An 18,476-nucleotide genomic window follows, 5' to 3' on the forward strand; every position below is an offset into this window, starting at 1 on the left:
GCCACCCTGTAACGAACTGAAAACATAGAAAATCTTATGTCGACAGAAATTCTCTCGCTTATTGACGAAATTGAGCAGTCCTCCGCGCTGCTGAGGAGGCGTCTTTGACTGGGACGTCGCCCAGAAACGCCTAGACGAGCTCAACGCGCTGTCGGAACAACCAGACTTCTGGAATGATCCTGAAAAGGCCCGAAAGCTGATGGCTGAGCGCCAGCAGCTGGAGACCGGGATCAATACGGTTCAGGAGCTGGAGCAGGAGGCCGCCGACGGCCGCGAACTGCTCGAGCTTGCCGATGGCGACGATGATCTCATTAACGACATCTCTGCCAATATGAAGCGGGCGCGTGAGCGCGCGGCGAAAGCTGAGCTTCAGGCGCTGCTGTCTGGTGAAGCCGATTCCAATGATTGCTACCTGCAGATCAACGCCGGGGCAGGGGGCACGGAAAGCCAGGATTGGGCGTCCATGCTGCGGCGCATGTATGTGCGCTGGTCAGAAGGCAGCGGCTACAAGGTTGAGGAAGTCGACGCGCATGACGGTGAAGAAGCCGGCATCAAGTCGGCGACCCTGCTGATCTCTGGCCTCAACGCCTATGGATGGCTGAAGTCGGAGTCCGGGGTTCACCGCCTCGTGCGGATCTCGCCCTACGACTCTTCCGCGCGCCGTCACACATCATTTGCCTCTGTCACGGTGTCACCGGTCATCGACGAGACGATCGAGGTCGACATTGATCCGTCAGATGTGCGGACTGACACTTACCGTTCCTCCGGAGCTGGTGGTCAGCATGTCAACAAGACGGACTCGGCTGTCCGCCTGACGCATGAGCCGACGGGGATCGTCGTCGCGTGTCAGGCAGGCCGCTCGCAGCACCAGAACCGCGCGAAGGCGTGGGAGATGCTGCGCTCAAAGCTATACGAGCTGGAGCTCCAGAAGCGCCGCGAAGCTGCGCAGGATAGCCACGACTCCAAGTCGGACATCGGCTGGGGGCACCAGATCCGGTCCTACGTCCTGCAGCCTTATCAGCTGATCAAGGATCTACGCACGGGGCATGAAACGTCGGATACGGGTGGTGTGCTGGACGGCGATCTTGATGGCTTCCTGAGTGCGTCACTTGCTCACAATGTGTCTGCCGGAAGCAGCGAAGACGCATAAGAAAACGGCCGCGCAATCTGCGCGGCCGCCTAAACTTCTCAATTCATTTCCAGATCAGGACAGGGCAGAGCCGTGTGCGCTGGTGGTGCTGGCTGGCTTGCTTTCCGCCGAAGCCGGTTTCGCTGCGGACGATGACGTATCGCTACCAGCTGGACGTGCTGCCTTTGGCGCGGACGTCTTCAGTGGGTCCTCAGCGTGCTTGACCTGGCCTTCGAAGATGGCGTTCGGCTGGATGCTGAGAGAGGCGTGAAGGATGTCGCCTTCAACACGGGCGCCGGTCTCAAGCTCAACGCGGCGACCGCGGATGGAGCCGAGCACTTCGCCTTTGACCTTGACCGCTTCGCCTTTGACTTCGCCGATGACCTTGCCGGTGGCGCCAATCGTGATGTCGCCAGCGGTCACATCGCCATCGACAACGCCGTCAATGTGCAGGGCGCCTTCGGAATTGATGGAGCCTTTGATTTCCATATCGTTGCAAATAATGGAAGCGACGCCTGTAGAGCGGGTACCGGTCCGGCTTGGAGCTGTCTTGCTCGTATCCGCTGGTGGCACATAGCTCTGTGCGGATGCGCCGTCCTTATTCTTCGTAAACATGTTTACCTGCCCTCAGAAACTCAACTGGATCGTATGGTTTGTTGTTAAACCAGACTTCGTAGTGAAGGTGCGGGCCGGTGCTCCGGCCTGTGGAGCCCATGGCACCCACAACATCGCCAATTGCGACTGTATCACCTTTATCGACATTGATGCGTCTTAAGTGTGCGTAACGTGACTTGAAGCCGTGGCCGTGATCGATCTCCACGATGCGACCATAGCCCGATTTTGTGCCAGCAAAGCTGACCACGCCGGGGCCGGTCGCCGTGATCGGCGCATTCCAGTACGCACCGACATCCACGCCGTTGTGCCAGCCTGGACGTTGATTGAACGGATCGACGCGAAGGCCATAATCAGAGGTCAGACGCGACGGAACGCCAACCGGATCGGCCAGCGGCAGGGTGGACACGACGGACTGATAAAAACGGGCTTCTTCCATGCGGGCGGCGACCTGTGCGACGCGCTCGGCAAACATTGCTTCTTCAGGTGTATCGAAGTTGCCTGAAGCAAGATTGGCGAATGGGACGAGCGGTCCGCCCATTTCGCGGGTCTCAGCAATGCGGTTGGTGCCGACAGCGGTCAGGCGAAGAACGCCGCGTGCGGCCTCAGCGCGCTCAATGGCAATGTCCTCGACTTCATCGAGGAAGGCCTGCTGTTCCCGCTGGAGTTCTGCGATCTGGCCACGAACACCGGAATTGGAGGCGCTGGCTTCTTCATATTCGCCGCTGGTGCGGGCCTGGCGACGGTCCGCTTCTTCAATTGATGCATTTACGAGAAGCGCGCTGCCATCGCCGCGAAGGGCAGCGACTTCAAGCTCACCGCCATTGCGAAGGGAATCCAGCATCACTTCGAGCGTGCGATGGCGTTGTTCAAAGCTGACCGTGGCTTCCTGGAAGGCTTCGGTGCGCTCAACGAGCTGCGAGCGGGATAGCGCGTCCCGGGCGCGAAGTTCCTGCACCCAGCGCTCATATTTGTCGATCTGTTGCTGGCCTTGGGCAGAAAGCGTGCTGTTCGGGATAAAGACGAGACTGGCCGTTGCGTAGAGCGTCCAGCCGACAACGGCGGCGATCGCTATGGAAAGGACAGATTGCTGGAGAGGAGAGACGGTGAAGTAGCGGACGGTGCCGCCGCTGCGATGGTAAATTTGCCGTTCCGGAAACAGGCGACTGAAAAGCTCCCCGATTTTCATCGTCTTTCGCTTCATAGACGGCCCCGCCTCTGTTGGTACTTTTACACTGGCCGTGAATTTATCCACAGCTCACCCTCACGCAAATGTTTAACGCAATTTGTTCGCGCCCGAAAAGGGCAAATCCCGAAAGCTGCCGCATTTTTCTCACAATTGATAAAAAATTTTACCAAGTTCACCTGAACTTTGACTGCTTCGATGCACAAATGGTTAAAGTACAGACAGCACTTCTTCTGCGTGTCCTTTCACACGTACCTTCCGCCAGCTTTCAATAATCATGCCATCGGCGCCAATAGCGAAAGTAGAGCGTTCGATACCCATGAATTTGCGGCCATACATATTCTTTTCCTTCCAGACGCCGAAGGCTTCGCAAACGGATCCGTCATCATCGGTCGCAAGCGGAATGCTAAGCTCCTGTTTCTCAATGAACTTCTCGTGAGACGAGAGGCTGTCGCGCGAAACCCCGATTATGTCGAAGCCCTTCTTGTCGAAGGCGTCTTTCATCGCTGTAAAATCCTTGGCCTCATTCGTGCATCCGGGCGTGTTGTCTTTCGGATAGAAGAAAAGGATCAGGCCGCGCCCGCTGTCAGTTAGAATTGAAACCTTGCCGCTGGTGGTTTCAAGGTGAACTTTCGGAGCTGCATCGCCTGCAGATATTACTGATGACATCGCTGGATTGTCCTATTTCTGCTGTATTGAAAGATTAAGTCGAGCCTACCGGCTGACGTAAAGGAGACAATCGGGCCTTGGTGCGACAGACTGCAGCTGTAGTTACACTCGAGATCATTGGCGGCATTCTATTGCTGGCGATCGCGGGGGCTGTGGCGCTTGCATATATGCTGTCGCGGGGGCCGGTAGAACTCAGTCTTTTCAAGGATGAAGTCGAAAAAGCCCTTGTTGCCGCACGTGATGGCAGGGACGTCGATATTGAGCGTCTGGCGCTTCAATGGTCGCCCGCCGACCGGCGGATGATCTTTGCAGCCAGCGGGCTCAAGCTCGCAGATAATGACGGGCAGCTCGCAGGCGAAGCAGAGCAGGCCGTCATTACGCTTGATGCGGGTTCGCTCATCTTTGGCCGGGTCGAGGTGACAGAAACACAATTGCGCAATGGTTGGGCAGATGTGCGCAATATCTCACCAACTGAATGGACGTTTGCTGGCGAACCGCTGCCGGAATTCGAAGCGCGCGAGCTGCCGACAACGCCTGAAGGGTGGCTGACGCTCTCCAACACAACGCTTGCGAGCCTTCTCGAGGGCCTGAAAGCCAGCAAGACGTCGACGTCGCTCGAGGTTGCTGCATTCGAGAACATGGAGCTCCGCTTTTTCGACCAGGAAGGCGGCGTCATCGCTGTCATGGACGAGGCGAGCGGCCGTTTCGATCAGACTGGTTCCGGACTTGAGGCGTCCCTGTCCGGAAGCGGGGAAGGGATCGGGCTTCCAGGTGACCTCACCACGTCGCTTAGTGTGCCTGATGGATACACTGACCTCGACTTCAAGGTCGGCATAACGAATTGGAGCATTGGCGATCTCGCGAGCCGGTTCGGGGCTGGCGAGACGCTGGTGACCGGCTTTCCGGCCGATATCACGATTGGTCTGACCTATATCGAGGACGAAGGCATTGCGGGGCTGAGCCTTGCAGCCGACGCCGAAGAGGGCAGGGTGACGCTCGCTGGGCGCGATCTCGATTTCGAGGCGCTGCGCTTCGATGCCGCCTATGCGCCGGCAGAGGATCGGTTGGCCTTCAGCGATCTCGGGATCGAGACCGAGCGGGCTAACGGCGTCTTCAGCGGCTGGATTGACGGGCTGGTTCGTCAGGACGGCACGATCGCGTTCGATCTCGTTTCCGACAGCACGTCTCTTGATTTCACGCCATATTTTCCTGACGTCTGGCAGCTTGACCGCGTCGCCTTGCAGGGCACGCTCGACATGGAAACGACAGCCGTTTCGCTGTCGGCTTATGATGTCGAGACGCGCGGCATAGAATTTGTCGGCACCGCGGATATCGCGCCAGTCAGTGAGCCGGAAGAGGGCGAGCTGCCCTTTCAAATCACCTCGGAAGGCGAAGCGGTCGGTACGATCACCAAGGACCAGGTTCTGGCCTTCTGGCCTGAAACACTTGGCAGGGGCGCGAGGGATTTTGCCCGTAACCGGGTGCTGGACGGCCGTGTAACTGCGGCGAGCTATCAGCTGAAGCTGCAGCGGGACAGTTTCGAGGAAGGCTTCCTGCGGGACGAGGATCTGGCTGTCCGGTTTTTCATCGAAGACGCTGCTGTGAAGTTTTTAAATGATCTGCCGCCCGTCACCGATGCGACCGGTAGCGGCCGCCTGACGGGAAATGGCTTCCAGGTGCAGCTGAGCGAAGGCAGTTATGATGGCTGGGTTCTCAGCGAGGGCAGCGTTCACTTTCCGCGTTTCAATCCGAAGGGGGAGCTGTTCCGTGTTTCGGCCAGAGGGCAGGGGCCGCTCGTCAATGTGATGCGCAATATCGCGGAATCCCGCCTCATGCGCGACAATCCGGACGCTTTGGATCCGGAGCGCTTTTCCGGTGACGCCACGGCGAGCATCGAATTGCTGCGCCCGGCGCTGGATGATGTCCCAGTTGAGGACATGCAGATATCTGTCGAGGCCGAAGTGACTGACGGCACGCTCGCTGAGGCGCTTCCGGGGCTCGACCTCACAAATATGCGCGTAGATGTGTCACTTGAGAATATGCGTCTCGTCATGACAGGTTTTGGCGATCTCGGCCCGGCGCCGGTGCAGTTTACATGGCGAGATGAGTTCAATGATGGCGGCGACACGGCTGATCTTTCAGCGAGCGCGTTCGTTTCGCCTGACTTCCTGAACCGTTTTGGTGTGGTCGGCAGGGCCTATGTGTCTGAGGACATCCCGGTCGAGCTTCAGGCCCAGGTAGCCGCGGACGGTATCGCCGGCGTCGAGGTCGGTTTCGAACTCCAGCAGTCGCGCATCGATATCTCCGAGATCGGCTACATCAAGCCAGTGGGAGAACCGGCGCGCGCGACACTCTCCTATGACGCGAAATCGGACACGAACGCATCGACCTTCCGCTTTCTAAGCGAGAAGGCCCGCTTTGATGGTGATGTTGTCCTGTCCAAGGCCGGGCGGCTGCAGTCGCTGGAGGTTCGCGAGGCCTATCATGATGGCTTCATGGATGTGAGCGGCAGCGTCCGGGTTGAGCCGAATGGAAAGCTCGTCAGCGAACTGAACGGTGCGTTCCTTGATGCGAGTGCCTTCTTTGGGGACTTTGCGTCCATGGGCGGCAATGCGTCTGGCATTAGCCTGCCGGTCACGCTGACTGCAAACCTCGACACGCTGCGCCTTCGTCGCGGTCTCGACCTCGAAGAGGCTTCCTTGAGCTTTGTGAGCGCAGAAACGGGCGTACGTGAAGTGCGTGCTGACGGCACAATCGAGTCCGGCGGCAAGATGAGCGCCGTCTATATCGGCCCGACCGCCGAAGAGCCTGCGCGCATCAGTCTCGACAGCGATGATGCGGGCTTTTTCATGCGGGCCTTGCTGCGTCAGGACTTCCTGACTGGGGGTTCTCTCAGCCTAAACGGCGACCTCGCGCGCGGATCAGACCCAGCACGGCTTCGGCTGGAGCTCTCCGACGTGCGGATGCGCGATGCCCCATTCCTGACTCAGGTGCTCTCGCTGGCATCATTGCGTGGCCTTGCCGATACGTTGAGCGGGGAAGGGGTGTTGTTCACCGATATCAGCGTGCCGGTCGCCATCCAGTCCGGACGGTTTGTGATCGAAGGCGCGCGTGCTAACGGTCCGGCGCTAGGCCTGACACTCAATGGCTGGTTCGAGCAGGAGAGCGATGAAATCCGCCTAAGCGGCGTTCTGGTGCCGAGCTTTGGCATGAATTCCATGCTGGGCGGCGTGCCAGTCATCGGTGATCTGTTCGTGGGCCGCGAAGGCGAGGGGATCTTCTCGCTGACCTATTCGGTGCGCGGTACGACTGACCGCGCGCAGGTCGCTGTGAACCCGCTGTCAGCCGTGACGCCAGGTATCCTGCGCCGTATCTTCGAAAACCCGGCCGACACATCGATCCCGGAGGGGATTCCTGTCGATCCAGACAAGACACCGCCAGCGCCGCCGATGCCGGACGCAGAATTTATCGCGCCGGCACCTGGTTCAGAGACGAACTAGACGGGCCTCGGCTCAGCCTTTCTCGAGGCGTTTGACGTCGTCCCAGAGCGCGCCCTGATCGTCGAGTGACAGCTCGCTGAATATTTTTCCCTGATCGGTCGCCAGCTGCTCCATTGCGCGAAACCGGCGTTCGAACTTGGCGTTGGACCGGCGAAGCGCAATTTCCGGATCAAGCTTGAAGCGCCGCGCGAGATTGGCCGCCACGAAGAGAAGGTCGCCGATCTCGTCCTCGATAGCATCCAGGTCGCCGCTATCGATGGCTTCCCGAACTTCGTCGCATTCCTCATCAAGCTTTAACAGGATGTCGCGCGGCTCGGTCCAGTCAAAGCCCGTGCGGGCGGCGCGTTTCTGGATCTTCTCGGCGCGCATGAGCGCTGGAAGTGCCTTGGCGACGCCAGCAAGTGCAGACGTGTCTTCAGTGACGGCGCCCTTGGCGGCCCTTTCACGCGCCTTGATGGCTTCCCACGCTTCGGTCTGCGTATCGGCGTCGCGTTCCTCGGCATCTCCGAAGACATGGGGATGGCGCCGGACCATCTTGTCATTGACGCTCCGGGCGACGTCCTCGACGTCGAAAAGTCCGGAATCCTGAGCGATCTGACTGTGGAAAACGACCTGCAGGAGAAGGTCGCCGAGCTCGTCTTTTAGGTCGCCGAAATCCTCACGTTCGATCGCATCGGCGACTTCATAAGCTTCCTCGATCGTGTAAGGCGCGATGGTCTCAAAAGTCTGCTCCAGATCCCAGGGGCAACCACCATCAGGATTACGCAATTGCTGCATGATGGATTTGAGGCGTTCAAACTCGCTGTCGGAGTGTTTTGTCATGAAAAGCTGGCGCTCCGGTTTGATGATTGGCGGTTCGTACGAATATCCGAGACGTTAACAGGCCCAGTTGGACCGCTCGGTTCAAAGCCCGATAGGGCGGTTTCTATATGAGACGGCGCTGCGCCGCACGCGTCAATCATAGCTGCGCGAGACGCTGTTGGCGCCAGCATGAGCGTCGTTCAACATCTCGCTTAAGGCTTAGGATAAGCTGGCCGGGGATGTGGTCGCGCCGCTCATAACAAAAATCGTATAATCAATATTATGGGAAATTGCGAGATGCGGTCAGAGCTCGAAATCGACGGCGAGGCCGTCATAGGCAGGCCGTACGTGCGCAGGCAGCTCATTACAGAGCGTCTGGTAATCAAGATCGATATGAAGATTTGTGAGCCATGCTTTCTTCGGCGCGAGCTGTTCGATCCAACCGAGTGCGCGGTCCAGATGCGCGTGGCTCGGATGTTCGGTGTAGCGTAGCGCGTCGAGGATCAGATTATCGACGCCAGCGATCGCTTCGAGGCTTTCAGGCGGAAAATCGTGCAGGTCGTTGCAGTAAGCGAGGTTCCCGATGCGAAAACCGAGGCTCATGATCCGTCCGTGCATCTGTTCAACTGGCAGGAGGGTTACCGGCCCCCCTTCTCCGTCGATACTGAATGGCTGAAGCGGAACGATATCGTCCTGGCGGTCAAGGATGGGTGGATAGCCGCCATGCCCCTCGAAACAATAGCCGAAGCGCTTCGTCAGCGTCGCAGCGGTGCGAGCATCGAGATAGGTCGGCACGCGCTTGCGCATGCGCAGTGCCAGCGCCCGGACGTCGTCAATGCCATGGGATTGGTCTGCATGGTCGTGCGTGTAGACCAGCGCGTCCAGATGACGGACCTCGGCGTCAAGCAACTGATCACGGAGTTCCGGTGATGAGTCGATCAGGATGCGTGTGCAATTGTCAGGTGTATCCAAAGGGCCTGCATCGACGAGAACGCAGCAACGTCTGCGCCTGTTGCGCGGCTCATTCGGGTCACATGCGCCCCAGTCATTCCCGACGCGTGGTACGCCGCCGGAGGAACCTGTTCCGAGGAATGTGAAGCGCCCGGTTCTGCTCATGTAGTCACTTTATTGAATAAAGTCAATGCATTATCTTCGCATATTGAAGTTATTTCTTCGCGCGACTTGTCGTGAAGTGCCGCCAGAGCATCGGCGACATATGGCAAATAGGCAGGCTCATTGCGCCGCCCGCGATAAGGCACAGGCGCTAGATACGGACAGTCCGTCTCAAGAATAATGCGGTCCAGCGGAATGGTGGAGATGACGGCGCGAACATCCTTCGCATTCTTGAAGGACAGAATGCCGGACACCGAAAAATATGCGCCGAGCGCCAGGCCGCGGTCCGCAAGCTCCTGGCCGCCCGTATAGCAATGAAGAAGGATACCGCACGGTCCGTTCTTATATTCATCCTCCAGAATATCTGCCGTCAGGCTGTCGGCCTCGCGCGTATGAACCACCAGAGGCAGTCCGGTTTCGCGCGCCGCTGCGATGTGGCGCCGGAAGTTCGCGACCTGCTCGGCCTCTGCCGAATAGCCATAGTGGAAATCGAGGCCGGTCTCCCCGATGGCGACCGTGCACGGGTCCCCTGCCGCGCGGATGAGGTCTTCGACGGTGAGATCCTGAAAGTCCTTGGCGTGATGTGGGTGGACGCCTACCGTGTTCCAGATGTCGTCATTCGCATCTGCGATAGCCTTCACGGCCGGATAATTATCGAAGCGATCGCAAATCGCGAGGAAGCGCCGGATGCCAGCTTCCCGCGCGCGCGCAAGCACCTCTTCGCGGTCCTCTTCGAACGCCTCGGCGTGCAGGTTTACATGCGTATCGAACATGGGCTGCGACTTAGACCTTCCCGGTTCCGGTTTGAAGGGTCGAGACGAGCTTTGATGCGGCCTGAACGGGTGTCATGTGCAGATTGCGCTGCGAGGCGACGATATTGTGGAGCTGGAACCAGATATCCGACCAGGCTGGCGATGCCTCAGCCTTTTCGCTGACCCAGCTCATAAGCTCTTCTGCGAACACGCCGAAAGCGGCTTCGTCCTCTGCAGCGGCCTGTATCGTTGTGGAGAGAACGGCGTCGGCAGGCTTTGGCAGGGCTTTCAGAAAGCTTCGTGCGGCGTGTGAGGCTGCCAGCACTTTGGGGCCGGTCAGCGCCTCTGCGCGCCCCGGCCGGCCGGCCACGAGGTCCGCGACCTGCTGCGGCGATTCAACCTCCTGCGCCTGCAAGGCCTGCAGCGTCTCCTCCTTGGAAAGACTGGTCAGCCGAAGTGACTGACAGCGTGACCGGATCGTCGCAAGCACGGGTACTGTCGCGTGAGAGATCAGGAACAGCATCGCGCGTGGCGGTGGCTCTTCCAGCGTCTTGAGCAGCGCATTGCGGCCATTGGCATTCATCTCATCAAGGGAATCGAGAATGCCGATGCGCCAGCCCCCAAGCGCAGGCTTCAGAGAAAAGAACTGGTTGAGCTCGCGGATCTGGTCGACCGCAATGTCCTGCTTCAGCTTGCCATTGTCGCCGACCGCGCGCTGGACGTGCTTCAGGTCCGGATGTCCGGATGAGAGCACCTTCTGCATGACGGGGTCAGATGTCGCCGCACCGGCCCTGTCATCCTCATCTGCTGGTTTGGCGCCGAGCAGCATGGCGGCCAGACGAAGCGCAAAGCGCGCCTTGCCGATGCCTGACGGCCCTTCAATGATCCAGGCGTGGTGAAGGCGCCCGCCATCCATCGCCTTCAGGAACTTGTCCTGCGCGGCCTTGTGGCCGAACAATGGGAGCGCGACCTCTCCGCTCATGAGGCGTCTTCAATCGCTTTGAGCGCGTCGGAGAGAACTGCGGCTTCCGGCTGCGTTGCATCGATGACCTTGCAGCGGTCTGGATGAGCCGCGGCTAGATCAAGAAAGCCTTGCCGAACATCCTTGTGGAAATCGAGCGGCATGGCCTCGAAGACGTCTGACCCGCCGCGCGCCTTGCGCCGCGCCATCAGTTCTTCGACGGGACCGTCCAGAACGAGGGTGAGGTCAGGCTGCTGCTCGCCCACCACAAGGTCGTCCAGCATTTCGATGACGGCTGGCGCCAGACCGCCAAGCCGTTGGTAGACGCGCGTGGAGTCAGCGAACCGGTCACAGATGACGTTCTCGCCTTTTGCGAGCGCCGGTTCGATCAGCTTCTCTAGGTGATCACGTCGAGCAGCATAGACGAGCAAGGCTTCGCTCATAGCGCTCCAGCGCGTGTCGGATGGGGGCGACAGGACAAGACCGCGCAGCGTTTCCGCAAGCGGCGTGCCGCCCGGCTCCCGTGTGACGGTGACCGGCTGGCCGCTTTCAAGGAAATGCGTTTCTAGGCCTGCAATCAGCGTGGACTTACCCGTCCCTTCGCCGCCCTCAATCGTTATGAACCGCCCGCGACGGCTCATTGGTCAGCAGCGCCGCCCATTTTAAGGCTGAGCCCGGCAATCGCCTTACCCATGAAGCCGAGCTTCTCGACAGAAGACGTTGCGATTAGGGGCGCAGTGACTGGTTCGTCGCGGCCTTCCATGGTGATCACCAGCGTGGCGACCTGCTGGCCCTCTTCGATCGGTGCCGAGAGCGGACCATCATAGACGATTTCGGTCGACGCCTCATCGAAGGCGCGCTTGTGCCCTGCGACGCGAAGCGGCTGCTCGAGGCGGACGCCAACAGTGCTGGCCTCGCCACTCCAGACTGGAAGTTCGGCAAATGCCTCTTCCGAAGGTTCGACGGTGCGCGTGTCGAAAGCGGTGAAGGCAAGACGCATTAGGCGCTCGGACTCTTCCGCGCGGGCCTGCGAGCTTGGAAGACCGTTCAGCACCATAATCATTCTCTGGCCGTCGCGCTCAGCAGACGCGGTAAGGCCGTAGCCGGAGACTTCGAGGTGGCCGGTCTTGAGGCCGTCTGCGCCTTCCATCGAATAGAGGAGCGGGTTGCGGTTGCCTTGGGTGATGCCATTCCAGGTCATCTCCAGCTCGGAATAGTATTTGTAGTATTCCGGGTATTTGCGGATTTCGAGGGCGGCGAGTTTTGCGAGGTCTGCTGCCGAGATGACATGGCCGTCGGCGGGAAGGCCGCTGGCGTTCTTGAAGTTGGCTGAAGACAGACCGAGCTCATGAGCGAGGTCGGTCATCCGGTCGGCGAATGCCTCTTCAGAACCTGCGAGGCCTTCGGCCAGAACGATGCACGCGTCATTGCCCGATAGCACGATCACGCCGCGAAGGAGCTGTTCAACCGTTGGCGTTTCGCCGATCTTGAGGCCCATGGTGGAGCCGCCCGTGGCCCAGCCACCTTCGCGCCAGGCGCGTTCGCTGACGACCAGTTCGTCGTCGAGCGAGATCTCGCCGCGCTCAATGGCGTCATAGACCACGTGCGCCGTCATGATCTTGGTCATGGAGGCCGGAATCATGGCCTCAGAGCCGCGCTTGGAGAACAGGATGTCGCCGGTCTCATAGTCCATGATGACGGCGTATTCTGCTTCAGTGTCGATATACTGGGCAGATGCCGGCAGCGCCGCAGCTGCGAGGACAGAGAGGGCGGCAAGCAGGTTCGGGCGAAGCATTTTCGGGTCTCCGGGAATAGGTAACGCGGTGAAGCGATAACCTAGACCACAGACGGCGTTTTGGAACCCGGGTCAATGCAGGAGGCTGTATCAGCCAGACGTGACGAAGCCGTCTCGAAAGCCGAGCTGACGCAGGCTGGCGCGGGCTCTGTCCGCCGCATCGCGCGACTGGAACGGGCCGACCATGACCCTGTGATATGTCTGGCCTCTCACATTCGCCGCCTGCAACTCGCTCGATAGTCCGCCGCCAATACGGCTAGCAACGTCACTCGCCTTGTTTCGCTCTGTGAAAGAGCCAATCTGGACGAAGAGCGAGCCAGATGCGGGGGGTGGTGAGGTTTGACGCTCGACCGGGATTTCACGGTCAAAGCTGGCTTGCAGAACCTGCGGAGCGGGCTCGGCCTCTGCGCGGGCTGGCGCTCCGGGACCGAGGTTCTCGACCATGACCTGGGCGCCAAAGGGCCTCGAAATGCCGAGTAGCTCGGCAGCGTCGGGAGACAGGGTCAAAGTCTCTTCACGCCGGGCCGATGTGCGGCTGGTAATGTGGACGACGAGTTCGGCATTGTTCTGCGGGTTACGAACATGGGCGAGGCTGTTCAACGGCAAACTCGGATGGCCGGCGACCATTCGTTCACCAGAACGGGAAAGTGCAGAGGAAATTGCGACCTCATTCATGACCGCACCGCCAAGTTCCGGTAGAGGCGTGCTCGTTGGCGAAGTCGGGCGAACTGATACGGGCGTTCGAACGCTGCCGGGGTAGGCAAATTCGATCCTGCGCCGGACCTGCGGCAAGGACCCGGACCCCGTGTTGGTGACAGGCCCGCGCCAGGTGTCCTGGACGGCTTTGGGGTTCAACCGGGGCGTTGTCGTGCCGACGCGCGCTGTCACCGGCGCTCGTCTCGACTGCTCTACAGACGTGAGACGCACGAAATCAATCGGGGCAGCTTCGCGCGGCCCTGCTTGTGCAAATACTGGAACGATGGAAGCTAAAAGTGTTGTGGCCGCAAGCGCGCGCAGACCAGTATTGGCATTCAAGACCATGGTAACCTCGTTCTGAAGTCATGTTTTCGTGTCCGACATTCTGCCGACGCACGGACCGATTTATTCGGTCATGGATGACGCTAGCTCAACAAGGGAAAGGTCTGTTGAAGGCTAACTGAAAGTTCTGGCCTATTGCGGTAGGCTTTTGATTACGAATTGGCCCCTGCTCTAGCGGCTTACGATGAAGCCCTCGCCGAGACCCAGCAATTTGAGATCCTGGCGCGCGCGCTCGCCGGCTTCGCGTGTCGAAAAGGGACCTGCAAACACGCGGAAATAGTCGGCATCGTTGATGCGCACGGCTTCGATATCGGTCTGGAAGCTCGAGGCGAGACGTTGCGAGACGTCCTGCGCATTGTTGATGCGCGTGAATGAGCCGACCTGCACGTAGAGCTGAGGGCCGCTTGCGACTGCCTGTACGACAGGTTGCTCTGGAGGCGATTGAGGCGCTTCCGGAATGGCGGCGAGATCACTCGCTACAACCGGGCGAAGATCATTCGGGCGCGGCTGATAGCTTGCGACCTGATCAGGCGCGGCGCTGACGGTCGGGGTCACTGGCGGCGTCACTGGCGCTGCGAGAGGGGCCGGATTGCCAAGTTGCGCCGGCGTTGGAGTGGACTTGCCGGGATCAGGCACGCCGAGCGACGGCTCGACACCGCCAAGAAGCGTGTCGTCATAGAGGGTCGGGTGAGCTCCCCTGCTCTCTGGCTCTGGCCAAGTGTTCGTCTCGGTGTTCGCCGCGTACTGATTTGTGGTGTCGTATTGAACCGTCTGTTTCGCAGGTGCTGGGCCGAGATAGTCCAGCGTAACCGTTGCAACCCCCTGCTCTATCATACCCAGTGTTTCAGCTGCGCCGCGCGACAGATCGATGATGCGGCCGCCCGTGAAAGGTCCGCGATCATTGACGCGGACGACGATCTCCCGGCCATTGGACTGGTTCGTGACCTTTACGAGGCTTGGCAGCGGCAGGCTTGGATGGGCCGCTGTCAGTTGCGCAGCATCGAAGATTTCACCGCTCGCCGTTGGGCGACCATTGAACGCGCGGCCGTACCAGGATGCCTTGCCGCTTTCCTTGGCAGCCACGAATGAGGTTTTCGCATTCACCGGGCTCAGCAGCGGCGCCGAGAATTCCGGCGCCGTCCCCGGGCGCGACGCGTCGAAATCGACGGTGTCCGCTGACGCTGGAACAGACATCAGGCACAGGGCGATGGCACTCGTGAAGTAGCGGGCTGACACAGGAATCGATGTCACTCTGGGACCTCGTTTGATGCGCGGGTTGAGCTCTGGCCGAAACCTGCTTGCGCAAGCAACAGCTCTATTCGCCTCCCCAGTGGTTCAAATTACGGTGCAAATTCCAAACAAAGGGTTTCTTTGATCGGGATCCTGAGCAGTGAGGTCGCCTCAGATTAAGGCGGAAATGAGGTTCAGCACTGCTATTGCATTTGCCTGCATAATGTCAGAAACAGCGCCCCACGCGGAGGGATGGCAGAGTGGTTGAATGCACTAGTCTTGAAAACTAGCGAGCGTGCAAGCGTTCCCGGGGTTCGAATCCCCGTCCCTCCGCCATCACTGACTGACTGATAGCTGCCGGGCGGATACTAGGCTCCTAAAAATAGCCCGTCCGCTTCTGGTTTTCGAGCGACCCCTCATCGCTTACACGTCCATTGCGTTCCGACACACGGCTAGAGAACGTCTCTTTGACGACTGACGACAACTCACTTGCTTCTGACGGGACAGCCGCTGTCACTGGCCAGCAACCGAGTGAGCGGAATCTCACCTTCTCCATGCGTGATATCGACAGGCCAAGCATTCTGGCGCGATCTTCATCATCTATGACAATGAGTGTGCCTTCCTGATCGTACACCGGACGCTCTGCGGCGAAGTAAAGCGGACAGATCCGGATGTTTTTCAGAAGGATGTAGGCCCACAAATCGAATTCGGTCCAATTCGATAGAGGGTACACCCGTAGTGTCTGACCGGATGACCGTCTCCAATTGTATTGCGACCACAGTTCGGGCCGCTGTTTTCGCGGGTCCCAGCCATGCCCGGCATTTCGGACAGATACGATCCGCTCCTTCGCGCGGCTCGCCTCCTCGTCGCGTCGTGCGCCCCCGAATATGACGTCGTACCCGCCGGCATCGAGCGCCTGTTTGAGCGCGTCGGTGCGCATCACTGTTGTGTACATACTGCCATGATCAATCGGGTTCAGGGCTTGCGCGCGGCCTTCCTCATTATGGTGGAGGACGAGCTCAAACTGGTTCTCAGCGGCAAACTGGTTCCGGAACCAGACGACCTCTCGAAACTCCCAGGTAGAGTCGACATGCAGGAGCGGCATGGGCGGGCGCGACGGGTAGAACGCTTCCAAGGCAAGATGAGCAAGAACGGTCGAATCCTTGCCGCCCGAGAAGAGCAGTACCGGATGTTCAGCCTCAGCCACCCCATCTCGCAGGATCAGGATCGCTTCAGCTTCAAGCCGTTCAAGGTGCGTCAGGCCGCTCACGCAGCCGCCCCTGTTGGAGCCGCTGCGTGATGAGCTGAAAAGGCTGGCTGCCATCCACCTTTGCCGTCGTATCGGTGGGCCAGCGCGCCATTGTCATCCATGGCGAATAGATGGAGCCAGTGATTGTCGAACAGGGCTCTGACGTCGTCGTGTTTCGCAAGGATTGCGCTGATCGCTTCGCGGGGCGCCTCGACACATACAGACAGGCGGACCGGCGTGTGGCGAAGCTTCAGCCCGTCACTGACGGACTGAATGGGAAGCCCTGCCCTGAGCGTGCCGCTATTGCCTTCCAGGACGCCGACACCGCCAACGACATTGTGGAGCAGCTTGTTGCCCGCGCCGAACAGGTCAGGCGCAACGGACGAACCGTAATATTGCAGACTGATCCAGCTGGCGACGACCACCGGCGCTGTCAGGATCAGCTCCAGAACGCTAAAGTCCTTATCCTCGCGCCAGTCATAAGAGTGGAGAAATGAACGGCCAGAAAGGTCCTTTGCGAGTGTGCGCTCGCGCGGCGCCGCTATAAATGCGCTGCAGCCGGCAAGTCCCCATTCCGGGCGGGTCTGCGACCAGCTGCGTCCACGTTTCAGGAGGCTTGCTGACTGCGATGCGCTCGGCAAAGTCGCCGCGCGTTCCGCCCGGGCGAGCTTGCCAGCCTCGGCAAGGAGGCGCCTGGCCGCTTCGATGTCTTTGGAGTGGCTTGATGCCTTGCCGTCATCATAGATGGTGACGGTGTCGGATGTCGTATCGTGTAGCCCGCCAACAAAATAGGTGTCAGCTGGAATGTCGATGCCGCGCGTCGACAGCTCTTGCCTGACCGCTTCCTCATTCAGCAGGCCAGCGAGAAGCCTCGCGTTTACCTCGCCGCTGTAACCGCCGCACGCACCGCATTGCAGAGCGCTCGCATGCGGATTGTTCACCACAGAGGCGCCGTGTCCGCAGAGCAGCACGAGACGCGCGAAATTCTGCGTCAGCGACATCGCTTTGAGGATTGAGTGAGCTGCATCCACCTTGACTTCAAGCGTAACCGAGGGGTGAAGCTTTGGCGCAGGTCCGTTTTTGCTGTTGCCCGACTTCAAGCCAAGGGCGCCCTGAAGGAGCTTTGGCACGTATATCGGCCCTGCCGATTCAACGAATGCGAAGGATGAAACCGCGGCGAGCTTGAAGCGCCCCCAGGCCCTGACAGCGCGGAGGCGGAAACGCTTGGCGCGATCTTCGCTGATTTCATCTTCACCTGTCTCAAAGGTTTCCAGGCCCGGATTTAGCAGAACGGGAAGACGGCGTTCGTGAACGTCGGACGCGAAGGACCTGTGATCGATGCCGAGGCCGAAAAAGCCAGCAAATCCGAGTGTTTCTGTCGTCTCGCTCACGCTTTCCAGCGCGCGTCTGAAGACCTCTGACCGCACATCGATACAGAAGGCGGCCTGTAGTGGCGGCCGGGCTTCGGCGTTTTGTGCCACCGACGGCGCGGATAAAAGCCCAGCGAGCCGTCTTTGCTCAGCATGGTCGAGCGCAAATTGTAGACAGCCGAGTAGCCAGAAGTCCTGTCCAACCTCTCCTGCCCGCTCGCGGGCCTTGTTGGCGCGTTTCCAGTCGAGCATAATTTCGCTGCTCGCGGCGCGATGGGCAAAGACTTCCCAGGCGAGCCCGATCGCGAGCAGATCACCCATGATCGGGTCAGAAGACCCGGCCAGCTCCGCCTGCCAGAGGCGGTAACGGCCGAGCTGCGCCCAGCCTCCGAGGTCAAACAATATCTGTGTAAGGTAGATCTCGGCCGCGTTACCCGAGACCCCAAGTTCATCGAGCGCTTCGCCGATAAAGGTCTCCACATCATCTGTCAGCCGGCTCGCGAAAGCGCAAAAGCCTTCAAGCCCCAGAATTTCGGGCGTGAGGTCATTGGTTGCGTAGTCGCGCCAGGACGCCCAGGCCGCACCCTTGTCGGTAATCTGCCAGAGCGCCTGCCCCTGGTCGAAGAAGTTTGCTGCCCAGGCGGTTACGCGGTCCGTCATGACGCCGCGAAGGTCTACATTTGATGGCGATGCGGCGAGATCTAGCACAGTGGGAATGCGTGCAGGTGCGCGGTCCACCAGCTTGGACAGGCGGTTCCGGATATCCGCTGGCGAGACGTCTGATGGCGCGCCGCATGCTTCCAGGGCGGCGTTCAGATCTTCGTCCTTTACCTCGCCTGCTTCCAGCTTTTCCTGAAACCAGCTTGGCTGCATAGTCAGTGCCTGACCGGTTATGGGGGCGAAGACCGAAGCTGTCGCATCGAGGGATTTCGTGTTCGCGCCGAGGAAGGGATTCACGGCAACGGTCGCTTCGAGCGGCCACATTGGCGGAATGGTGCGCGCTGCAGTGTCGACGAGTGCGCGAATCTGGGCGCTCTTCTTTGATTTGGTCGTGGACATGGAGGTCATCCT

General features: G+C 59.7%; 15 protein-coding genes and 1 tRNA gene. 3 read left to right on the forward strand and 13 right to left on the reverse strand.

Translation table 11 applies throughout. The annotated features are described in order from the left end of the window. The first annotated feature begins 36 nt into the window (after window positions 1-36). A protein-coding gene (gene prfB / locus KUV46_12915) for a peptide chain release factor 2 (protein ID QYJ00230.1) occupies window positions 37-1,150 on the forward strand; the annotation gives its coding sequence in 2 pieces (ribosomal slippage) (window positions 37-105 and window positions 107-1,150; 1,113 coding nt in all). A 54-nt stretch (window positions 1,151-1,204) separates the two neighbouring features. On the opposite strand, the gene KUV46_12920 is transcribed toward prfB, so the two are convergent. The 3 genes from KUV46_12920 to KUV46_12930 all read right to left on the reverse strand — a co-directional run bounded on the left by KUV46_12920 (window position 1,205) and on the right by KUV46_12930 (window position 3,596). Beyond that, the gene (locus KUV46_12920; protein ID QYJ00231.1) at window positions 1,205-1,744 is read right to left on the reverse strand and encodes a polymer-forming cytoskeletal protein; all 540 of its coding nucleotides are present in this window, start codon (window positions 1,742-1,744) and stop codon (window positions 1,205-1,207) included. Then, a complete protein-coding gene (locus tag KUV46_12925; protein ID QYJ00232.1) occupies window positions 1,728-2,945 on the reverse strand; it encodes a M23 family metallopeptidase in 1,218 nt (405 codons plus the stop codon). Before KUV46_12925 ends, KUV46_12920 begins: the two co-directional genes overlap by 17 nt. A gap of 192 nt (window positions 2,946-3,137) precedes the next feature. Then, window positions 3,138-3,596: a peroxiredoxin gene (locus tag KUV46_12930; protein QYJ00233.1), complete on the reverse strand. Its 459-nt coding sequence runs from the start codon at window positions 3,594-3,596 to the stop codon at window positions 3,138-3,140. A gap of 80 nt (window positions 3,597-3,676) precedes the next feature. On the opposite strand from KUV46_12930, the gene KUV46_12935 reads away from it, so the two are divergent. Next, complete coding sequence (locus KUV46_12935) at window positions 3,677-7,096, forward strand: DUF3971 domain-containing protein (protein QYJ00234.1); 3,420 nt, start codon at window positions 3,677-3,679, stop codon at window positions 7,094-7,096. Window positions 7,097-7,108: 12 nt separating this feature from the next. On the opposite strand, the gene mazG is transcribed toward KUV46_12935, so the two are convergent. The 8 genes from mazG to KUV46_12975 all read right to left on the reverse strand — a co-directional run bounded on the left by mazG (window position 7,109) and on the right by KUV46_12975 (window position 14,807). Beyond that, the gene (mazG, locus tag KUV46_12940) at window positions 7,109-7,918 is read right to left on the reverse strand and encodes a nucleoside triphosphate pyrophosphohydrolase (protein QYJ00235.1); all 810 of its coding nucleotides are present in this window, start codon (window positions 7,916-7,918) and stop codon (window positions 7,109-7,111) included. A gap of 282 nt (window positions 7,919-8,200) precedes the next feature. Continuing rightward, window positions 8,201-9,013: an MBL fold metallo-hydrolase gene (locus KUV46_12945; GenBank protein QYJ00236.1), complete on the reverse strand. Its 813-nt coding sequence runs from the start codon at window positions 9,011-9,013 to the stop codon at window positions 8,201-8,203. Further along, complete coding sequence (locus tag KUV46_12950; protein QYJ00237.1) at window positions 9,010-9,783, reverse strand: TatD family hydrolase; 774 nt, start codon at window positions 9,781-9,783, stop codon at window positions 9,010-9,012. Before KUV46_12950 ends, KUV46_12945 begins: the two co-directional genes overlap by 4 nt. 10 nt (window positions 9,784-9,793) lie before the next feature. Continuing rightward, window positions 9,794-10,744 (reverse strand): hypothetical protein, encoded by a 951-nt coding sequence (locus KUV46_12955; protein ID QYJ00238.1) that lies wholly within the window; start codon window positions 10,742-10,744, stop codon window positions 9,794-9,796. Next, entirely contained in the window at window positions 10,741-11,364 is a 624-nt protein-coding gene (gene tmk, locus KUV46_12960) for a dTMP kinase (GenBank protein QYJ00239.1), read from the reverse strand. Before tmk ends, KUV46_12955 begins: the two co-directional genes overlap by 4 nt. Next, window positions 11,361-12,518, reverse strand: coding sequence for a D-alanyl-D-alanine carboxypeptidase (locus KUV46_12965; GenBank protein ID QYJ00240.1), 1,158 nt, complete (start codon window positions 12,516-12,518; stop codon window positions 11,361-11,363). The genes tmk and KUV46_12965 overlap by 4 nt, the downstream gene beginning before the upstream one ends. A gap of 90 nt (window positions 12,519-12,608) precedes the next feature. Then, window positions 12,609-13,559 carry an SPOR domain-containing protein gene (locus KUV46_12970; GenBank protein ID QYJ00241.1) on the reverse strand — a complete coding sequence of 317 codons (951 nt, stop codon included), beginning with the start codon at window positions 13,557-13,559 and terminating at the stop codon, window positions 12,609-12,611. Between the two features lie 168 nt (window positions 13,560-13,727). Then, the gene (locus KUV46_12975; GenBank protein QYJ00242.1) at window positions 13,728-14,807 is read right to left on the reverse strand and encodes a septal ring lytic transglycosylase RlpA family protein; all 1,080 of its coding nucleotides are present in this window, start codon (window positions 14,805-14,807) and stop codon (window positions 13,728-13,730) included. Window positions 14,808-15,032: 225 nt separating this feature from the next. Between KUV46_12975 and KUV46_12980 the strand changes: the two genes are divergently transcribed. Beyond that, window positions 15,033-15,122, forward strand: a tRNA-Ser gene (locus KUV46_12980). Between the two features lie 40 nt (window positions 15,123-15,162). Here KUV46_12980 and KUV46_12985 read toward each other — a convergent pair. Both KUV46_12985 and KUV46_12990 read right to left on the reverse strand, forming a co-directional pair. Further along, window positions 15,163-16,110 carry a sulfate adenylyltransferase subunit 2 gene (locus tag KUV46_12985; protein ID QYJ00243.1) on the reverse strand — a complete coding sequence of 316 codons (948 nt, stop codon included), beginning with the start codon at window positions 16,108-16,110 and terminating at the stop codon, window positions 15,163-15,165. Continuing rightward, the gene (locus KUV46_12990) at window positions 16,053-18,473 is read right to left on the reverse strand and encodes a DUF2309 domain-containing protein (protein QYJ00244.1); all 2,421 of its coding nucleotides are present in this window, start codon (window positions 18,471-18,473) and stop codon (window positions 16,053-16,055) included. The genes KUV46_12985 and KUV46_12990 overlap by 58 nt, the downstream gene beginning before the upstream one ends. Window positions 18,474-18,476: the final 3 nt, after the last annotated feature.

Source organism: Thalassovita mediterranea, assembly GCA_019448215.1.
Lineage (GTDB): Bacteria > Pseudomonadota > Alphaproteobacteria > Caulobacterales > Hyphomonadaceae > Henriciella.

Bases quoted from the DNA above. Each gene is read 5' to 3' on its own strand.
- KUV46_12920 (QYJ00231.1), bottom strand. From the start codon at position 1,744: ATGTTTACGAAGAATAAGGACGGCGCATCCGCACAGAGCTATGTGCCA.
- KUV46_12925 (QYJ00232.1), bottom strand. From the start codon at position 2,945: ATGAAGCGAAAGACGATGAAAATCGGGGAGCTTTTCAGTCGCCTGTTT.
- KUV46_12930 (QYJ00233.1), bottom strand. From the start codon at position 3,596: ATGTCATCAGTAATATCTGCAGGCGATGCAGCTCCGAAAGTTCACCTT.
- mazG (QYJ00235.1), bottom strand. From the start codon at position 7,918: ATGACAAAACACTCCGACAGCGAGTTTGAACGCCTCAAATCCATCATG.
- KUV46_12945 (QYJ00236.1), bottom strand. From the start codon at position 9,013: ATGAGCAGAACCGGGCGCTTCACATTCCTCGGAACAGGTTCCTCCGGC.
- KUV46_12950 (QYJ00237.1), bottom strand. From the start codon at position 9,783: ATGTTCGATACGCATGTAAACCTGCACGCCGAGGCGTTCGAAGAGGAC.
- KUV46_12955 (QYJ00238.1), bottom strand. From the start codon at position 10,744: ATGAGCGGAGAGGTCGCGCTCCCATTGTTCGGCCACAAGGCCGCGCAG.
- tmk (QYJ00239.1), bottom strand. From the start codon at position 11,364: ATGAGCCGTCGCGGGCGGTTCATAACGATTGAGGGCGGCGAAGGGACG.
- KUV46_12965 (QYJ00240.1), bottom strand. From the start codon at position 12,518: ATGCTTCGCCCGAACCTGCTTGCCGCCCTCTCTGTCCTCGCAGCTGCG.
- KUV46_12970 (QYJ00241.1), bottom strand. From the start codon at position 13,559: ATGGTCTTGAATGCCAATACTGGTCTGCGCGCGCTTGCGGCCACAACA.
- KUV46_12985 (QYJ00243.1), bottom strand. From the start codon at position 16,110: ATGGCAGCCAGCCTTTTCAGCTCATCACGCAGCGGCTCCAACAGGGGC.
- KUV46_12990 (QYJ00244.1), bottom strand. From the start codon at position 18,473: ATGACCTCCATGTCCACGACCAAATCAAAGAAGAGCGCCCAGATTCGC.